Origin of the sequence: Sphingobium sp. RSMS (assembly GCF_005406185.4) — a bacterium.
Classification (GTDB): domain Bacteria; phylum Pseudomonadota; class Alphaproteobacteria; order Sphingomonadales; family Sphingomonadaceae; genus Sphingobium; species Sphingobium fuliginis.
This window is the reverse complement of sequence record NZ_CM191257.1, coordinates 628,047-644,315: the sequence shown is the minus strand read 5'-3', so window position 1 is coordinate 644,315 and position 16,269 is coordinate 628,047. Positions and strand designations below refer to the sequence as shown.

Sequence of the window (16,269 nt, the reverse complement as noted above, 5' to 3'; positions counted from 1 at the left end):
ATTATGATTGTTCGCAAATTGCAGGACATCCGTAAATCCGACAGGAATGTGAAGTCGGAGCAGTGGGAAAGCGCGCGCTTGCTGCTGAAGGACGACGATATGGGATTCTCGTTCCACATCACGACCATGTATGCGGGCGAGGAAATCCACATGCATTACCGGAACCATCTGGAAGCCGTGCTGGTCCTCAAAGGCAATGGCACGATCGAGGATCTGGGCACCGGCATCACCCATCAATTGGCGTCGGGCGTTATGTACGCGCTCAACGCCCATGACAAGCATGTCGTGCGGCCCACGACCGACATATTGTGCGCCTGCGTTTTCAATCCGCCGGTCACCGGCAAGGAAGTGCATGATGAAAACGGCGCCTACCCAACCGAGGCGGACATGATCCGCGAGGCCGCGCTGAGTAATTAATCGAAAGCGAAAGGGGTCATCCCTTGGACGACATCTACCCATCCCGCCATGCGAAAGTGGCGGAGTTTTTGCCGCGCCTCGACCCGGTCGTTCACAGCGATTGGAATGAGGATGCGCCAATCAGCATGAGCCAAGCCGAACAGTTCGACCGTGACGGCTATCTGGTGCTGGAGAACCTGTTTTCAGATGAGGAAGTCACCTTTCTTCAGCGCGAAGCAGGCAAGCTGTTGTCAGACCCCCACGCATTGGAGGAAGAGACAGTCATCAGCGAACCGGAAAGTCGCGAAATTCGTTCGATCTTCCGTATTCATGCGCAAAGCCCAGTCATCGCGCGTCTCGCAGCCGATCAGCGGCTAGCCGATGTGGCGCGATTCCTGTTGGACGACGAGGTCTATATTCACCAGTCGCGCCTCAACTATAAGCCCGGCTTCCAAGGCAAGGAATTCTACTGGCACAGCGATTTCGAAACTTGGCATGTCGAGGACGGCATGCCGCGCATGCGGGCGCTGTCCATGTCGGTCCTGCTGGCGGAAAACACGCCGCATAACGGGCCGCTGATGCTGGTCCCGGGTTCTCACCACAGCTTCCTGACCTGTGTGGGCGAAACGCCCGAGGATCATTACCGCACGTCATTGAAGCGCCAGGAATATGGCGTGCCCGACGAGGACAGCCTAGCCGAGCTGGCGCACCAGCATGGCATTGTCGCACCGACGGGCAAGCCGGGATCGGTCGTCATCTTCGATTGCAACATCATGCATGGGTCGAACGGCAACATTACGCCCTTCCCCCGCGCCAACGCATTCCTGGTCTACAATGCGGTCAGCAACCGGCTGGTCACGCCCTTTGGCGTCGATAAGCCACGCCCGGAATTCATCGCCGCGCGAGGCGAACCACAGCCGATCGTGCCCGTATCGGGTCCGCTCGCCGAGGAGGTGCTGATATGAACCGCCATAGCGTCGAGAAGATCGGCGGCACATCCATGGCCGAAACGGCCACGCTGTTCGACAATGTCCTGATCGGCGGGCGCAAGGGAGCGGACCTGTACAACCGCATTTTCGTGGTGTCCGCTTATGCGGGGATGACCGATCTGCTGTTGGAGCACAAGAAGAGCGGCCAGCCGGGCGTCTATGCTCGTTTTGTCGCGGATGAAGGCACGGACGGCTGGCGCGAGGCGATGGAAGCGGTGCGTGCCGCGATGCAGTCCCGTAACGCGCAGATGTTCGCGCGCGCCGACAGTCAGCGGGAAGCCGACGCCTTCGTCGATATGCGGATCGATGCCGCGGCGGCATGCCTGAACGATCTGGCGCGGCTGCGCAGCCATGGACGCTTCTGCGTCAAGGAACAGTTGACAATGGTGCGCGAAATGCTTGCTGGGCTGGGCGAGGCACACAGCGCCCATAGCACCGCCCTGTTGCTGCGCGACCGGGGCGTCAACGCCGCCTTCGTCGATCTGACGCTGTGGCACCAGCAGGATATGCAGGAACTGGACGAGCGGATTGTGACGGCGCTTGAAGCCATCGACCTTACCTCCACCCTGCCGATCGTCACCGGCTATGCCGGGTGCCGCGAAGGCATGGTGCGCCGCTATGCGCGCGGCTATTCGGAAATGACCTTCTCGCGCATTGCGGTGCTGACCGGGGCGCGCGAGGCGATCATCCACAAGGAGTTTCACCTGTCGAGCGCCGACCCGAAGCTGGTGGGGATCGAAAAGGCACGCAAGATCGGTCGCACCAATTATGACGTTGCCGACCAGCTCGCTAATCTGGGCATGGAGGCGATCCATCCCGGCGCGGGTCGGGGCCTGCGGCAGTCCAACATCCCGCTACGCGTGCGCAACACATTCGACCGGGAAGATGGCGGGACGCTGATCTGCAGCAATTATGTGTCGGAGAGCCCGCGCGTCGAAATCGTGACGGGCATCTGCCACGCGCAGGCGCTCCAGTTCTTTGAACAGGACATGGTCGGGGTGAAGGGCTATGACGCGGCGATATTGGAAGCGCTGACGCGGCATGGCGCCTGGATCGTCAGCAAGTCATCCAACGCCAACACCATCACCCATTATCTGTCGGCCGACACGGCGACGGTGACGCGGGTGATAGAAGATTTGCAGCGATCCTATCCCGACGCCGCGATATCGGCGCATCCGGTGGCGATGGTGGCGGTGATAGGAAGCGACATATCGCGCCCTTCCCTGGTCGCCGATGCGTTGCGCGCGCTGGACGATGAAGGGATCGGCGTCATCGCGATGCAGCACCAGATCCGCAACGTCGATGTGCAGTTCATCATCGATGTCGAACATTATGATGCCGCCGTCCGGGCGCTGCACAGCGCCCTGGTTGAACGCGACAAGACGGCGTCTGAAGGACGGCGCGCCGCCTGAGCGGCGTCCGATCGACCGTCATGCTGTTGGCCATCCAACCCGTTCGTAGCCTTTTGCTTTCCATCTTCATGCTGATGGCGGGCAGCGGATTCCTGGCCACGCTGATCAGCCTGCGGCTCAACCGGGCGGGCAGCGGCACGATGACGATCGGCATCGTCGCCACCGCCTATTTTGGCGGGCTGATCATCGGGTCGCTGCGCGCGGGCAGCATAGTGCGGCGGGTGGGCCATATCCGCGCATTTGCCGCTGTCGTCGCGCTGCTGTCGGCCAGCACATTATCCTATGCGTTGTGGACGCAACCGTTGTTCTGGATGCTCTTACGACTGATCGACGGCATTTGCGTCGCGGGTGTGTTCGTTTGCCTGGAAAGCTGGCTCAACGACCGGGCCGATCCGCAGATGCGGGGCAGCGTGCTGGCGGCTTACATGGTCGCGCTCTATTCAGGGCAGGCGATCGGGCAACTGTTGCTGGGGGCGAGCGGGGCCCTGCCCGCCATTCCATTTCAGATTGCGTCCATCCTAATTTCACTGGCTATCGTCCCCCTTTGCCTGACGCGCAGTTCCGCGCCTGTCCCCGTGGAGGCGAGCGCCTTTTCGATTCGTTCCCTGCTGGCGGCATCGCCGCTGGGCGCGTGGGGCGCGGTGGCGACGGGGCTGATGCTGGGCGCCTTCTACGGGATGGCGGCGGTCCATGTGCGGCGGCTGGGGCTGGACCTTGCCGAAACAGCGCGCTTCATGATGATCGTCATCCTGGGCGGGGTGGCGCTGCAATGGCCGCTGGGCCGCTTGTCGGACCGCCATGACCGGCGGCGCGTGATCGTCGGCAGCTTCGCGATCGCCGCACTAGTCAGCGTGGCGCTCTCGATGATCGGCGGCGGCGGCCTGCTGCTGATGAGCCTTGGCGCATTGTTTGGGGGACTGAGCTTCGCGCTTTATCCGCTGTGCGTGGCGCATTGCAACGACCGACTGCTGGAGACTGAGCGGGTGGCTGCGAGCGGGCGGCTGGTGCTGCTCTATTCGATCGGCGCCGCGCTGGGACCGACGCTGGCGGCGGGCTTCATGAGTGCGGCGGGCACCGGCGGGCTGTTCCTGTTCATCGCCTGCTGCGCGGGGCTCGCGATGATGGTTGGGCTTTGGCGGCAGCGCGCGTCCGAGCCAGTGCCGGACCAGTATCAGCAGGAATTTCAGATCATGCCCCGCACGACGCCGATGGCCGCGCTGCTCGATCCCAACAGCGTCGATGAAGGACAGACGACATGACCGCGATCTCCGCCGAAGCCCCGACTGCTCCCCGTAGGGAGCAGGACGCCACGCTGCGCCGCGCCATCGCCGCGTCGGCCATGGGGAATGCGACCGAATGGTTCGACTATGGCATCTATGCCTACGGCGTGACCTATATCTCTGCCGCGCTGTTCCCCGGCAACACGGAGGAAGCGGTGCTATTCGCATTGGCGACCTTCGCGATTTCCTTTCTGGTGCGGCCATTGGGCGGGTTGTTCTGGGGGCCGCTCGGGGACCGGCTCGGGCGCAAATCGGTGCTGGCGCTGACCATCTTGCTGATGTCGGGAGCGACGCTCTGTGTCGGGCTGATTCCCGATCACGCGAGCATCGGCTTCTGGGCGCCGCTGCTGCTCATCCTGCTGCGCATGGTGCAGGGCTTTTCGACCGGCGGCGAATATGGCGGGGCCGCGACATTCATGGCGGAATATGCGCCCGACGGCCGGCGCGGCTTCTACGGCAGTTTTCTGGAATTCGGAACCTTGGCCGGGTTTTCGCTGGGCGCGGCGTTGATGCTCGGCTTTTCGCTGCTGCTGGGCGACGCGGCCATGCATGATTGGGGATGGCGCGTGCCCTTTCTAGTGGCCGCACCCATGGGGCTGGTCGGCATGTATCTGCGATCAAAGATGGAGGATACGCCCGTCTTCCGAGCGGCGGCGGCGCTGCATGATGCGGGCCCGCCCTCGCCAAGCCTGTCGCTGCTGATGCGGCGACACTGGCGACCGATGCTGGTGGTCGGCGGGCTGGTTGTGGCGCTCAACGTCGTTAACTATACGCTGCTCAGTTATATGCCGACCTATTTGCAGCGGCGGATTGGGCTGTCGAACGACGAAGCGCTGATCGTGCCGATCATCGGCATGCTGCTGATGATGCTGTTCCTGCCCTTTGCCGGCGCGCTGTCGGACAAGGTCGGGCGGCGAGTGATGTGGCGGGTTTCGCTAGTCGGACTGCTGCTCGCGGTTGTGCCGCTCTACATGCTGATGGCGACGGGGCTGGCGGGAGCGATCGCGGGCTTTGTCCTCCTGGGGCTGCTCTATGTGCCGCAACTGGCGACGATATCCGCCACCTTCCCCGCGCTGTTCCCGACGCAGGCGCGCTTTGCTGGCTTCGCTATCGCCTACAATGTCGCGACCAGCATTTTTGGCGGGACGGCCCCAGCGATCGGCAGCGGGCTGATCAGCTATACCGGCAATGAACTGATGCCCGCATTCTACATGATGCTCGCCTGCGTCGTCGGCCTGATCGCGCTGCGCTTCATGCCCGAGACGGCGGGCCAATCCCTTTATAACGATCCCTTTGCGGAGAAGCAGGCTTGATCACCAACCTTCCGGTCTCCAACGACAGCATCAGAACCCTGACGCGTGGCTATGTGGATGAGCCATGGGTGCAGAGCGGGCTGGCGCTGCTTCTGCTCGGCGCTTTCGCCTGGATCGCCAACTGGATTGCCAAGCGGATCGTGCTGCGGCTGCTGCTCCGCCTGCTCAATCACCTGCCCTTTCGCATCGAGGCACAGCATATCGGAACGATCGTCGCCCGATTGTCGAACATCATTCCGGCGCTGGTGATACAGATCGGCATCGGCACAGTGCCGCACCTGCCAGCGGCGGCCGTCACATTCGTCCGCAGCCTTTGCATTGCCTTCATCATCCTGACCATCGCCATCGCGCTCAGCGGTTTGTTGACGCTGCTCAATGATCTCTATCAGCGTCGCCCAAATGCCGCCAACCGGCCTATCAAGGGCTATGTGCAGCTGGGCAAGCTGCTGCTCTTCGGCGCGGCGGCGATCCTGATCATTGCCGCGCTGATGGACCAATCACCGCTGCTGCTGCTGTCAGGCCTGGGCGCGATGGCAGCGGTGCTGATGCTGGTGTTCAAGGATACAATCCTGTCTCTGGTGGCGTCGGTGCAGATCGGATCCAACGACATGGTGCGCGTCGGCGACTGGATCGAAATGCCCCAGTTCAACGCCGATGGCGACGTAATCGACATCGCGTTGCATACGGTGAAGATCCAGAATTTCGACAAGACGATCACGACCGTCCCGACCCATCGCCTGATTTCAGAGAGCTTCCGCAACTGGCGCGGCATGGCGGATTCCGGCGGACGGCGCATCATGCGGTCATTGATGCTCGACCAGCGCAGCGTGCGGTTTCTAAATGACGGCGACATGGAAAAGATGGCGCAGTTCCTGGTCCTGCGGCCCTATATCGAAGCCAAGCGCCAGGAGATTGAGCGCTGGAATGCGGCACACCGCGCGGATGGGACCGTCAATGGCAGACGGTTGACCAACCTCGGCACCTTCCGCGCCTATGTTCTGGCCTATTTGCAATCGCGCGAGGACATTGCGCAGGACAAGACATTGCTCGTTCGCCAGCTTGCCCCCAGCGAAAATGGCCTGCCCATGGAAATCTACGCCTTCGCCACAAGCACCGTCTGGACTGAATATGAAGGCATACAGGCGGACATATTTGATCATCTGATCGCGATTTTGTCCGATTTCGACCTGCGCCTGTTCCAGCGTCCAGCAGGCGCAGATATGGCCGCGCTCGCTGCGGCTTAGGGGCCGATATCGATCCCGGTCGGCTGGGACTTGCGGCCCGTGCCGCCGAACCCCAGGCGCTGCGCTACCGCATCGTTCCAGCCATAGGGATCAACGCGGAAGGCGATTTCGCCGGAGAATCGGACGAAGACGTTGCGATAGAGCAGGCGCACCGGAATTTCACGCGGCAAGGAGACGAACTGCTCTTGCCCCGTCTCGCGTGCCGCCAGCCATTGATCAAGTACGCCTTCATCCGACGCCAGAATTTGCGCAAAGCCGAGCGCGTCCTCCAACCGGACGCAGCCATGGCTGAGATGGCGTTCACTCCTGTCGAAGAGGGCAGGCGCCGACGTATCGTGCAGATAGATGGCATGACCATTGCGCATGTCGAACTTCACCTGGCCCAGCGCATTGTCGGGCCCTGGCTGCTGAACGATCCATCCGCCTCGCATGACCATGTTGTTACGCTGGAGATAGGCAGCGCCGACGTTGGCCAGCTCCGTATTCTGGATGGATTTCGGCACGGTCCAGGTAGGATTGGCAACCAGGCGGAAAATGGGCGAACTCAGCAAGGGCGTCGGACGGTCCGGACGACCCGCCACCACCCTGCGCTCATCGACGACCAAGCCGTCGCGGATATATTGCAGCCGCGCAGCCGCGATATTGACGTCGATCCGGGTTGCGGGCCGGGACCGGTCCATCCAGCGCCTGCGTTCCATCGCCACTGCAAGCGCACGCGCCCGATCATTCGCCCGCAAGTTGAGGATGCCGATGGTGTCAGGCCCGACGATGCCGTCCGCGGCGATCCCATAGTCCTGCTGGAGCCGCTTGACGGCGTCCTTCATCGCGATGGTGTAGCTCACGCTTTCGCTATGGCCTACCTGCGTTGTGGCGGGCAGAGTCTCTGCCGAGAGGTAGTCATTGTCCGCCAGCTGCCTGACAATGGCGGGCACCCTGGGATCGCGGTCGCCAACATGGATAAGGCCGCTATCTGGTAGGGACTTGCGCGCATCCTCCAACGCTTTGCGGGAATAATCGAGATAGGCGGCGGACAGACGGCTATATTCCCCCGTGGCGGGTGCAAGACTTTCAAGCCAATCTCCTATCCGGTTCGCCACCAATGCCTGCGCCAACCCGGCTGACAGGTCCACAGCCGGCCGGGGCAAAGTGTAGACGCTGTGCAGGCTGGTGGGATCGACCATCCCCTGCGCAAGCGCTGAAGCATAGTTGAGGGCGAGGCGCGTAAGTTTCAGTTCATGGGCAAGTGCGCTGTCGGAGGCAGACGGGCGGGGGCCGAAGTCGACATGATCGAGGCCATGCGCCTTACGCCGGTCGAGCGACGACAGGAGGTCCTGTTCGGCGACCGGGGACCAGAATGCCCTCCACCCTGAGTCCGCATAGAATTTCCGGACATTCTCGTCCTGAACCGCGCTGCGTAGATCATCGGCCGACACTTCGGCGGCGATGCCTGCCGCCGGCGGCATGGGAGGGAAATGCTGGCTCGGATCAGCAGCCAAGGCGCTGACGGGGGCGACGATGGTCGGGAGAAGGGAGACGTGAAATTTGCACTTTCTCATGACCAACGAACGGCTCATCGGTCAATTGGCTCCCTTCGCGGCGGAACGAGCCGTCGGCTTTCCTGTTATAGAATGAGTGCCGGGGCGCGCAGGAAGCGAAGAGGCGTGCTCGCTGATCCGGACCGGTGGGCTGTCCTGCCACCATGCGACGTCACGCAGGAGGCCTTGCACCCCTTAAGAGCGAAAGGACCTCTATGCTCTTCGACAACTGGCAGGGTCTGTTGCGCGTGATCCTCGTTGGCACCGCCGCCTACGCTATCCTCATTGTCATACTTCGCATTAGCGGGAAGCGGACGCTGGCGAAGCTGAACGCTTTCGACCTTGTCGTGACCGTTGCGCTGGGATCGACACTGGCGACGGTACTTCTCACCGAGGACGTCGCATTCCTGGAAGGGGTGCTGTCCTTCGTACTGCTGGCGCTATTGCAATTTCTGGTGGCGTGGAGCGCGCGACGCTCGCGCATGGTCGCCCGCTTCGCAAAATCCGATCCGCGCATCCTGCTTGCCGATGGGCGCATGCTGAATCAGGCGCTCCACGATGAACGTGTCTCGCGGGACGAGGTCAAGGCGGCCGTACGCGGGGCAGGCATCGGCGATATTGCGGATGTGGCCGCTGTTGTCCTTGAGACCGACGGCAGCCTCAGCGTGATCGCGCAAGAGCGTGCGGGCGCGCGGACGGCATGGCCGCAGGAACGCAATTCGTGAAGGCGAGGCTCCTGCGTCTCGCCGACATGCTGCGGCAGAGCTACTGGTTCCTGCCATCGATTATGGCCTGCGCGGCGATAGTGCTCGCCGGCGGCATGATCTGGCTGGACAGTTATGAAGGATCCGCGTGGATGGACCGTCTCCCCTGGCTGCGGGCCTCACGCCCCAGCGGGGCGCGACAGCTGCTCTCGGCCATAGGCGGGTCCATGATTACCGTCGCTGGCACTGTCTTTTCAGTGACGATCGCGGCGGTCGTCTATGCATCGGGCCAATATGGGCCTCGCCTGCTCAGCAACTTTATGCGCGACCGGGGCAATCAGGTGACGCTGGGCACTTTCATCGCCACGTTCCTTTACTGCCTGATCGTGCTGCGCACTGTGCGATCGCCGGAGGAGTCCGGCGGCGTTGCCTTTGTGCCCAGCATCGCGCTGCTGGTCGCAGTCTTGCTGGCGCTCTGCTCGATAGCGGTGCTGATCTTCTTCATCCATCACGTCCCCAGCAAGATCCACATCAACAATGTGATCGAGGATGTCGGGCAGCGATTGATGCAAGAGGTGGGCCATCGGTTTCCGCGCTTCCTGGGCGATCCCGCCAATCACGGTTGTCATGATGGTGAGGCGGCTCTGCCCCCTGCCTTTCGGCAGGATGGCGATGCCGGGGCGGCGGCTGATCTGCGGACGGTGACGGCGGACCACACGGGCTATATTCAGCTGATCCGTGACGAGGACCTGCTGAAATTGGCATCCCGAAATGATCTGGTAATCCGCCTGCGCTACCAGCCCGGAGACTTCGCGCACGCTGGGCGGGCGCTGATCGTCGCCTTTCCCGCTGAACGCTGCGATGAGGAAACCTGCCGCGCTATGGCCGACGCCTTCGCCATCGGATCGCAGCGCACGGCGCTGCAGGACCTGCGCTTCCTTATCGATGAGCTGGTCGAGATCGCGGCGCGCGCCCTGTCGCCCGGGATCAATGATCCATTCACCGCGATTACCTGCCTCGACTGGTTGGGCGCTACCATGTCGGACCTGTCAGGGCGCGAAATTCCTTCGCATTTGCGGCAAGACAGCGAAGGGACGCTGCGCGTCATAGCACACCCGCAGGATTTTGCGGATTTTCTAAACCGGAGCTTCGGCGCACTGGCGCAATATTGCGCAGGCGACGGGGTGGCAGCGCTGAGTTTCCTCAGCTCCCTTGGCGAAGTGGCGACCGCTTGCGATGATCGGGACAGGCTTGCTGTCATCGGAAAGTATATCGGCAGGCTTGCAGAGCTGGCCGGAAAAAAGCTGGATGGATATAACAGCCAGGCGGTGATCAACCGGGCTAACATCCTGCGAGAGGCTCTAGAGCGGCCCGGACATAAGCGCCGCCTGCGGGATGATGTCAGCTGGCTGGGCGGCGCGGCATGAATTTGCCTGTCGCCAGCCCCTATGCAACCCGACTGCTGTGGGTGATCGCGTCGATCCTGTGCGTCGCGGCGCTGCGGGCAAGCTATGCCGTCTCGATGCCAATTTTGTTCGCCGGGGTCATCGTCGCCGCCCTGTGGCCGCTCAAGCTGTGGCTGGACCGGCGACTGCCGAGCTGGCTGAGCTATGTGCTGACCGTGGCGACGCTCGTCATCATCCTCACGCTGTTTGTTGCGGCGGTTTATCTCTCGCTCGGACAGTTGATGACCGTGCTCGGCGCTCATTGGCCCAAGCTTATGTCCCTTTATGATTCGGTGGCCGGAAAGGTGCGGGACTGGGGCATCACGCTTGACGCCGGACTGCTCGATCAGCAGCGCGTGATCGCCTTCGCGCAGATGCTGGCGGCCAGCATATATAGTTTCATCACCTATGTCGGCTTTATCGGCCTCTTCGTGATCCTGGGTCTGCCCGAAGTAGCGCGCGCACAGCACAAGATGCGGGCCGAAATGGAGCAGGAGACGCGAAGGCAGCTGCGCTCCACGATGATCTCCATATCCGAGCAGGTGAGGCGTTACTTCAGCACGAACTTGGCGACTAGCCTGCTGACCGGGCTCGCCTCGACACTGTGGGCTCTCGCAACCGGGCTCGACCTGCCGATCGTCTGGGGGTTGCTGAATTTCCTGCTGAACTTCATCCCGGTGATTGGAAATATCGTCGGGATCATCCCGCCGACGCTCTATGCCGCGGTTCAGTTTCACGGCGTCGGCATGCCGATCCTGGTGTTCGCAGGTTTCGCCGCGTTGCAGATCATCATCAGCAACTTCGTTTATCCCATTCTGCAAGGGCGGCGCTGTCGCTGTCGCCGCTCGCCATCGTCGTCGCCATGACCTTCTGGGGTTGGATCTGGGGTATAGCGGGCGCGCTGATTGCCGTCCCGCTCACGGCATCGATGGTCATCATCTGCAATCATTTCGACCGAAGCCGGTGGGTTGCAAAGCTGCTTTCGGCATGAGTAGCCGTTGAAGCGGCAGGCGGAAACGCTGTGCCGCGCCAATATAGGATAGCAGGGACGATGTCGGGCGGAACATCGAGCGCCGCTCCTCCGTTAGCTCTTCACCTCCCACGATAAGCGGATGTGCCATGGTCAACGCTGCGCCGCCCTCCCGCGCCCGGTTGCACTGGGCCACAACGATCGTCGCATGGCTTGTCGGCATGATCGGACTCGCTCTTGCCATCGGCGGGGCATGGCTGCTGGTCGTGGGGGGATCACCCTATTATCTGATCGCAGGCGCCGCGATGATCGCGTCCGGCTGGCTCATCTACAGCCGCCGCATGCTGGGCGCTTGGCTTTATATAGCCGTGGTGGCAGCGACGATCGTCTGGGCCTTCTGGGAAGTGGGTGCGAATGGATGGGCGCTCGTGCCGCGCGTGATTGCGCCACTGGTCCTGCTGATCGCGGTACTGCTGGTCATGCCGCTTATGTCGGCCCGGGCAAATCGCTGGAGATTGGCGGGTGCGTCAATCACCGCCGTGATCGCCCTTACTGCGATCACCGGCTTTGCGCTGAGCCGGATCAATGAGCATGAGGTATTGATGGCCCTGCCCGGGGCGTCTGGCACCATGGCCGATCCCGCGCTGCGCCAGGCTGGCGCCGACTGGCCCGCTTATGGCGGATCGGAAAGCGCGCGGCGCTTCACGCCCCTCGCCCAGATCACGCCCGCCAATGTCTCGTCGCTGGAGCAGGTCTGGCTGACGCACACCGGCGATCTGCCGTCGAAGGCCGCGAAAGGGACTTATGGGGCGGAGAATACGCCGCTCAAGATCGGCAACATGCTCTATGTCTGCACGCCCAAAAGCATGGTCATCGCCCTTGATCCCGCAACGGGGCGGGAACGCTGGCGGTTCGATCCGCGCGTGCCGGACACCGCCATTCCCTACACTGCCGCCTGCCGGGGCGTCAGCTATTATGCCCTGTCTGATGCGAGCCCGGACCAAGCCTGCGCCACGCGGATCATCTGGGGCACGCTGGACGCGCGCCTGTTCGCCATCGACGCAAACACGGGCAGGCCGTGCCAGGATTTCGGGTCGAACGGCCAGGTCGACACCAAGATCGGCATGGGCAACACCCCGCCGGGCTATGTCTCGATCAACTCGCCGCCGACGATCGTCAGGGGCGTGGTTGTGACGGGGCATCAGGTGCTGGACGGGCAGGACCGCTGGGCGCCCTCCGGTGTGATCCGCGGGTTCGATGCGGTGACGGGCAAGCTGCGCTGGGCGTGGGACATGATGCATCCGGACTGGAACGGCTACCCGCCGCCGGGGCAGACATGGGCGCGGGGCACGCCCAATATGTGGACGATCGCCAGCGGCGACGAGCAGCTAGGCCTAGTCTATCTGCCGATGGGCAATGCCGCCGCCGATTATTATAGCGGCCTGCGCCGTCCGCCCGAGAATTTCTACGCCACATCGCTGGTGGCGCTGGACGTGAACACGGGCAAGCCGCGGTGGCGTTTCCAGGCCGTGCGCAAGGATGTGTGGGACTATGACTTCGGCGCGCAGGCGACGCTGGTCGACTATCGCGGCGCGCCCGCGCTGGTCCTGCCGAGCAAGCAGGGCGACATCTATATCCTCGACCGGCGCACAGGCAAAGCGCTCACGCCGGTCGGGGTGATGAGCACGCCGGTCGGGGGCGTCGAACCCGGCCAGCGTTCGCCCTTCCAGATCTATTCGCGTTGGCACACGTTACGTAAGCCGGACCTGACCGAACGCGACATGTGGGGCATGTCCCCGATCGACCAGATGATCTGCCGCATCCAGTTCCGGCAAGCGAGCTACAAGGGTTTCTATACGCCTCCGGAGAGTAATCGGCGCTCCATCGAATATCCTGGCTATAATGGCGGTACCGACTGGGGCGGGATTGCTGTCGATCCCCGGCGCGGCGTGATTGTCGCCAATTATAACGACATGCCCAATTATGTCCGCCTCGTCCCCCGCGCCGAGGCCAATGAAAGGGGTTGGGCACCGCGCCAGCAGGCGCGCGGCAATATAGGCGGGGCGGAGGGCGCAGGCGATCCGCAGGCACATACACCCTATGCGATCGATGTGAATGCGGGCTGGCGTCTGAAATTTACAGGCATGTTGTGCAAGCAGCCCCCTTATGGCGGCCTAAGGGCGATCGATATCGCGAGCGGCCGCACGATCTGGGACCGTCCCTTCGGCACCGCGCGGACCAACGGCCCCTTCGGCATCCCGTCAATGCTGCCGATCACCATCGGCACGCCCAATAATGGCGGCGCTGTCGTCACCGCGAGTGGCCTTATCTTCATCGCCGCAGCGACCGACAATCTGATCCGCGCCATTGATCTCGCCACCGGCAGGACACTGTGGCAGCGCAAGCTGCCGGCTGGGGGGCAGGCAACGCCGATCGTCTATGAGGCGGGCGGACGCGAATATCTCGTGATCTATGCGGGCGGCCACCACTTCATGGAAACTCCGGTGGGTGATTCCGTCATCGCCTATTCTCTTCCCTGAGCTGAGAGCGGAACAGTATCAGCTTCTAGATCACCCGGTCGGATTGCAGGGCGCATGCTGCGGCTTCATGCTCCACCTGCAGCGTCGAATGGCCGATGTTGAACCTTGTCTTCAGCATCTGTGCGGTATCGTGCAGAAAGCGATCGCCTTCATGCTTTCCCGGCATAACAAGATGCGCCGTCAGCGCCGTCTCCGTCGTACTCATCGCCCAGATGTGCAGGTCGTGCACGGCTTCCACCCCATCGAGTTGCTGAAGGCGTTGCCGCACCTGCACTGTGTCGATCGTGGCCGGTGCGGCGCTCAGGCTCATGGCTGTGGCTTCTCGCAGCAGGCCCCAGGTCGTCCGGACGATAACGGCTACGATGGCGAGGCTCACCACCGGGTCGAGCCAGTTCCAGCCGGTGATGCGAATGGCAAGCCCCGCTATGACCACGCCCGCTGAAACGGCGGCGTCCGCCGCCATGTGAAGAAAGGCGCCCCGGATGTTGACGTCGCTCTTCCGGCCCGACATGAACAGCAGCGCCGTCGCCGTATTAATCGCGATCCAGATGCCCGCGACGATCATCACTATATTGCCAGTAACTGGTTGAGGGTCGCCAAAGCGCTGGACCGCTTCGACAGCGATTGCGCCTGCCGCAAGCATCAGCAAGATCCCGTTCGCGAGCGCGGCCAGGATCGATGTGCCAGTCAATCCATAGGTGAACCGCCGGTTGGGCAATTTCCGCGCGAGGATGATCGCTGCCCATGCGATGCCAAGGCCCGCGACGTCACTCAGATTATGCCCCGCGTCGGCGAGCAAGGCGAGCGACCGGCTGGTCAGACCATAGATGACCTCGGTAGCCACAAAGGCGACGTTGAGACAAATGCCGATCGCGAAAGCCCTGCCGAAGGTGGCGGGTGCATGGGCATGTTCCCCTGCGCCAGACGAATGCACATGTTCGCCGTGGTCGTGCCGATGGGCATGAGCGTCAGCCATTCTCATCTCCCTGTGAGCTTGCTCATGAGAGGGATGCAACGCGTCCGGTCTCGTTCCGCCTCCAACGCGCAGGCGCCGCTTCAGTCTAGAAGGGGAAGAACCAGTGGATCGCGGCCACTGCCGCCGCCCAGGTGATGAGGTTGAGAGGAAGGCCGACCTTGGTGAAATCGAGATAGCTATATCCCGCCATCTGATAGACTAGAACATTGGTTTGATAGCCGAAGGGCGTCGCAAAGGCAGCGCTGCCCGCCATCATCACCGCGACGAGGAACGGACGCGGGCTGACGCTGAGGCTTTCGGCCAGCGCAACGGCGACCGGCGTGACGAGCACGGCGACCGTTGCATTCGACAACAGCTCCGTCAGCACAAGCGTTGCTCCATAGAGAAGGATCAGCGCGCCCAGTGGGCCGAACAGTCCAACCCTGCCCACCAACGCGTTGGTTGCAGAGGCGGCAAGCCCAGTCTGCTCAAGAGCGATCCCGATGACGACCATGCCCACGATCAGCATCAGTATTTCCGGCCGCAGCCCGCCATAGGCTTCCTCCGGGCGGATCACGCGCAGAAGGATCAGAAGTACCGCGCCCGCGAAGGCCGATGCGGCGATGGGGGCAATGTTGAGAGCGGCAAGGGTGATGACGCCTACGAAGATCGCCGTCGAAGTCACAGCCTTGGTGGGCGCCAACGGCCGTTTCACGGCGAAGTCTTCCGCGTCGCCGATCATGTCGCCAGCAAGATCAACGTGACTGACATGGTGCGGGAGCGCGGCCTCCACCCGCTCAAGCGATACCGGCAGCGGCCTGGCCAGCAGGCGGCCGGAAAAGAAGAACAGGTAAAGGCCCCCGGCCGCAGCGACTACAAGACCGACGGGCGTGATCTCGAAGATCGAAAATGGCGGCTGCCCCGATGATCGCGCCATGTCATCGACGAGGAGGTTGGTCGACGTCCCGATCAGAGTACAGCAGCCGCCCAGAACCGCGACATAAGAAAGCGGCATCAGAAAGCGCTTGGGATCGAACTTCAATGATTTCGCCACGTCGCGCACCACAGGCGCGGAAAGGACTACGATGGGCGTGTTGTTGAGAAAGCCAGATGCGCCGCCGCAAAGCGCAATGAGCAGCCAGATGCCCAGCGCACCAATGCGGCGGCACAGCGCCACCGCCTTGGCGATCAGCAAGTCGAGCAGACCGGACAATTCCATCGCATGCGCAATAACAAAAAGCGAAGCGAGAGCGATGATTGCTGGGCTGCCGAACGCACCTTGGACCTCGCTCGGCCGCACTGCGCCGGTCAGCAGCAGCAGCGCCGCCCCCGCGAGAGCGACCACATCGGCGCGCACCTTGTCCCAGATCAGTGCGGCGACCACGCCGCAGAGCACGAAAAGGGTGACAAGTTGCTCAAGCGTCATCGGCTTCGGCTAGCATAAAGCGACCGCCAAGGCAGAAAAAATGCAGAAAAGTTGGCGATT

At 62.6% G+C, this 16,269-nt stretch carries 13 protein-coding genes; 10 read left to right on the top strand and 3 right to left on the bottom strand.

The features are described 5' to 3' along the window. The first annotated feature begins 3 nt into the window (after positions 1-3). The 6 genes from EGM87_RS02980 to EGM87_RS02955 are packed head-to-tail and all read left to right on the top strand — an operon-like array spanning position 4 to position 6,634. Positions 4-417 (top strand): ectoine synthase, encoded by a 414-nt coding sequence (locus EGM87_RS02980; RefSeq protein WP_137709914.1) that lies wholly within the window; start codon positions 4-6, stop codon positions 415-417. A gap of 23 nt (positions 418-440) precedes the next feature. After that, positions 441-1,361, top strand: a complete 921-nt coding sequence (thpD, locus tag EGM87_RS02975) for an ectoine hydroxylase (RefSeq protein ID WP_137709915.1) — start codon at positions 441-443, stop codon at positions 1,359-1,361. Then, a complete protein-coding gene (locus EGM87_RS02970; RefSeq protein WP_137709916.1) occupies positions 1,358-2,797 on the top strand; it encodes an aspartate kinase in 1,440 nt (479 codons plus the stop codon). The genes thpD and EGM87_RS02970 overlap by 4 nt, the downstream gene beginning before the upstream one ends. 20 nt (positions 2,798-2,817) lie before the next feature. Then, positions 2,818-4,056 carry an MFS transporter gene (locus EGM87_RS02965; protein WP_137709917.1) on the top strand — a complete coding sequence of 413 codons (1,239 nt, stop codon included), beginning with the start codon at positions 2,818-2,820 and terminating at the stop codon, positions 4,054-4,056. Then, on the top strand, positions 4,053-5,390 hold the full coding sequence (locus EGM87_RS02960; RefSeq protein ID WP_137709918.1) for an MFS transporter: 1,338 nt from the start codon (positions 4,053-4,055) through the stop codon (positions 5,388-5,390). Before EGM87_RS02965 ends, EGM87_RS02960 begins: the two co-directional genes overlap by 4 nt. Continuing rightward, positions 5,387-6,634 (top strand): mechanosensitive ion channel family protein, encoded by a 1,248-nt coding sequence (locus tag EGM87_RS02955; RefSeq protein ID WP_137709919.1) that lies wholly within the window; start codon positions 5,387-5,389, stop codon positions 6,632-6,634. Before EGM87_RS02960 ends, EGM87_RS02955 begins: the two co-directional genes overlap by 4 nt. Here the strand turns inward: EGM87_RS02955 and EGM87_RS02950 are convergent. Continuing rightward, positions 6,631-8,097, bottom strand: a complete 1,467-nt coding sequence (locus tag EGM87_RS02950; RefSeq protein WP_137709920.1) for a L,D-transpeptidase family protein — start codon at positions 8,095-8,097, stop codon at positions 6,631-6,633. The two genes, EGM87_RS02955 and EGM87_RS02950, sit on opposite strands and share 4 nt — an antisense overlap. A gap of 287 nt (positions 8,098-8,384) precedes the next feature. Here EGM87_RS02950 and EGM87_RS02945 point away from each other — a divergent pair, with 287 nt between their 5' ends. The 4 genes from EGM87_RS02945 to EGM87_RS02930 all read left to right on the top strand — a co-directional run bounded on the left by EGM87_RS02945 (position 8,385) and on the right by EGM87_RS02930 (position 13,828). After that, a complete protein-coding gene (locus tag EGM87_RS02945; RefSeq protein WP_171407188.1) occupies positions 8,385-8,894 on the top strand; it encodes a DUF421 domain-containing protein in 510 nt (169 codons plus the stop codon). Beyond that, positions 8,891-10,300 (top strand): DUF2254 domain-containing protein, encoded by a 1,410-nt coding sequence (locus EGM87_RS02940; protein ID WP_137709922.1) that lies wholly within the window; start codon positions 8,891-8,893, stop codon positions 10,298-10,300. The genes EGM87_RS02945 and EGM87_RS02940 overlap by 4 nt, the downstream gene beginning before the upstream one ends. Continuing rightward, positions 10,297-11,184, top strand: a complete 888-nt coding sequence (locus EGM87_RS02935) for an AI-2E family transporter (protein ID WP_137709923.1) — start codon at positions 10,297-10,299, stop codon at positions 11,182-11,184. The genes EGM87_RS02940 and EGM87_RS02935 overlap by 4 nt, the downstream gene beginning before the upstream one ends. Positions 11,185-11,437: 253 nt before the next feature. After that, positions 11,438-13,828: a membrane-bound PQQ-dependent dehydrogenase, glucose/quinate/shikimate family gene (locus tag EGM87_RS02930; protein ID WP_137709925.1), complete on the top strand. Its 2,391-nt coding sequence runs from the start codon at positions 11,438-11,440 to the stop codon at positions 13,826-13,828. 25 nt (positions 13,829-13,853) lie between these two features. On the opposite strand, the gene EGM87_RS02925 is transcribed toward EGM87_RS02930, so the two are convergent. Together EGM87_RS02925 and EGM87_RS02920 are read right to left on the bottom strand one after the other, a co-directional pair. Beyond that, positions 13,854-14,804: a cation diffusion facilitator family transporter gene (locus EGM87_RS02925; RefSeq protein WP_137709926.1), complete on the bottom strand. Its 951-nt coding sequence runs from the start codon at positions 14,802-14,804 to the stop codon at positions 13,854-13,856. Between the two features lie 85 nt (positions 14,805-14,889). Next, complete coding sequence (locus EGM87_RS02920; RefSeq protein WP_137709927.1) at positions 14,890-16,209, bottom strand: SLC13 family permease; 1,320 nt, start codon at positions 16,207-16,209, stop codon at positions 14,890-14,892. Positions 16,210-16,269 lie beyond the last annotated feature (60 nt).

Coding starts and splice junctions, on each gene's coding strand:
- EGM87_RS02980 (WP_137709914.1), top strand. CDS start 4: ATGATTGTTCGCAAATTGCAGGACATCCGTAAATCCGACAGGAATGTG.
- EGM87_RS02970 (WP_137709916.1), top strand. CDS start 1,358: ATGAACCGCCATAGCGTCGAGAAGATCGGCGGCACATCCATGGCCGAA.
- EGM87_RS02965 (WP_137709917.1), top strand. CDS start 2,818: ATGCTGTTGGCCATCCAACCCGTTCGTAGCCTTTTGCTTTCCATCTTC.
- EGM87_RS02960 (WP_137709918.1), top strand. CDS start 4,053: ATGACCGCGATCTCCGCCGAAGCCCCGACTGCTCCCCGTAGGGAGCAG.
- EGM87_RS02950 (WP_137709920.1), bottom strand. CDS start 8,097: ATGCCGCCGGCGGCAGGCATCGCCGCCGAAGTGTCGGCCGATGATCTA.
- EGM87_RS02945 (WP_171407188.1), top strand. CDS start 8,385: ATGCTCTTCGACAACTGGCAGGGTCTGTTGCGCGTGATCCTCGTTGGC.
- EGM87_RS02935 (WP_137709923.1), top strand. CDS start 10,297: ATGAATTTGCCTGTCGCCAGCCCCTATGCAACCCGACTGCTGTGGGTG.
- EGM87_RS02930 (WP_137709925.1), top strand. CDS start 11,438: ATGGTCAACGCTGCGCCGCCCTCCCGCGCCCGGTTGCACTGGGCCACA.
- EGM87_RS02925 (WP_137709926.1), bottom strand. CDS start 14,804: ATGGCTGACGCTCATGCCCATCGGCACGACCACGGCGAACATGTGCAT.
- EGM87_RS02920 (WP_137709927.1), bottom strand. CDS start 16,209: ATGACGCTTGAGCAACTTGTCACCCTTTTCGTGCTCTGCGGCGTGGTC.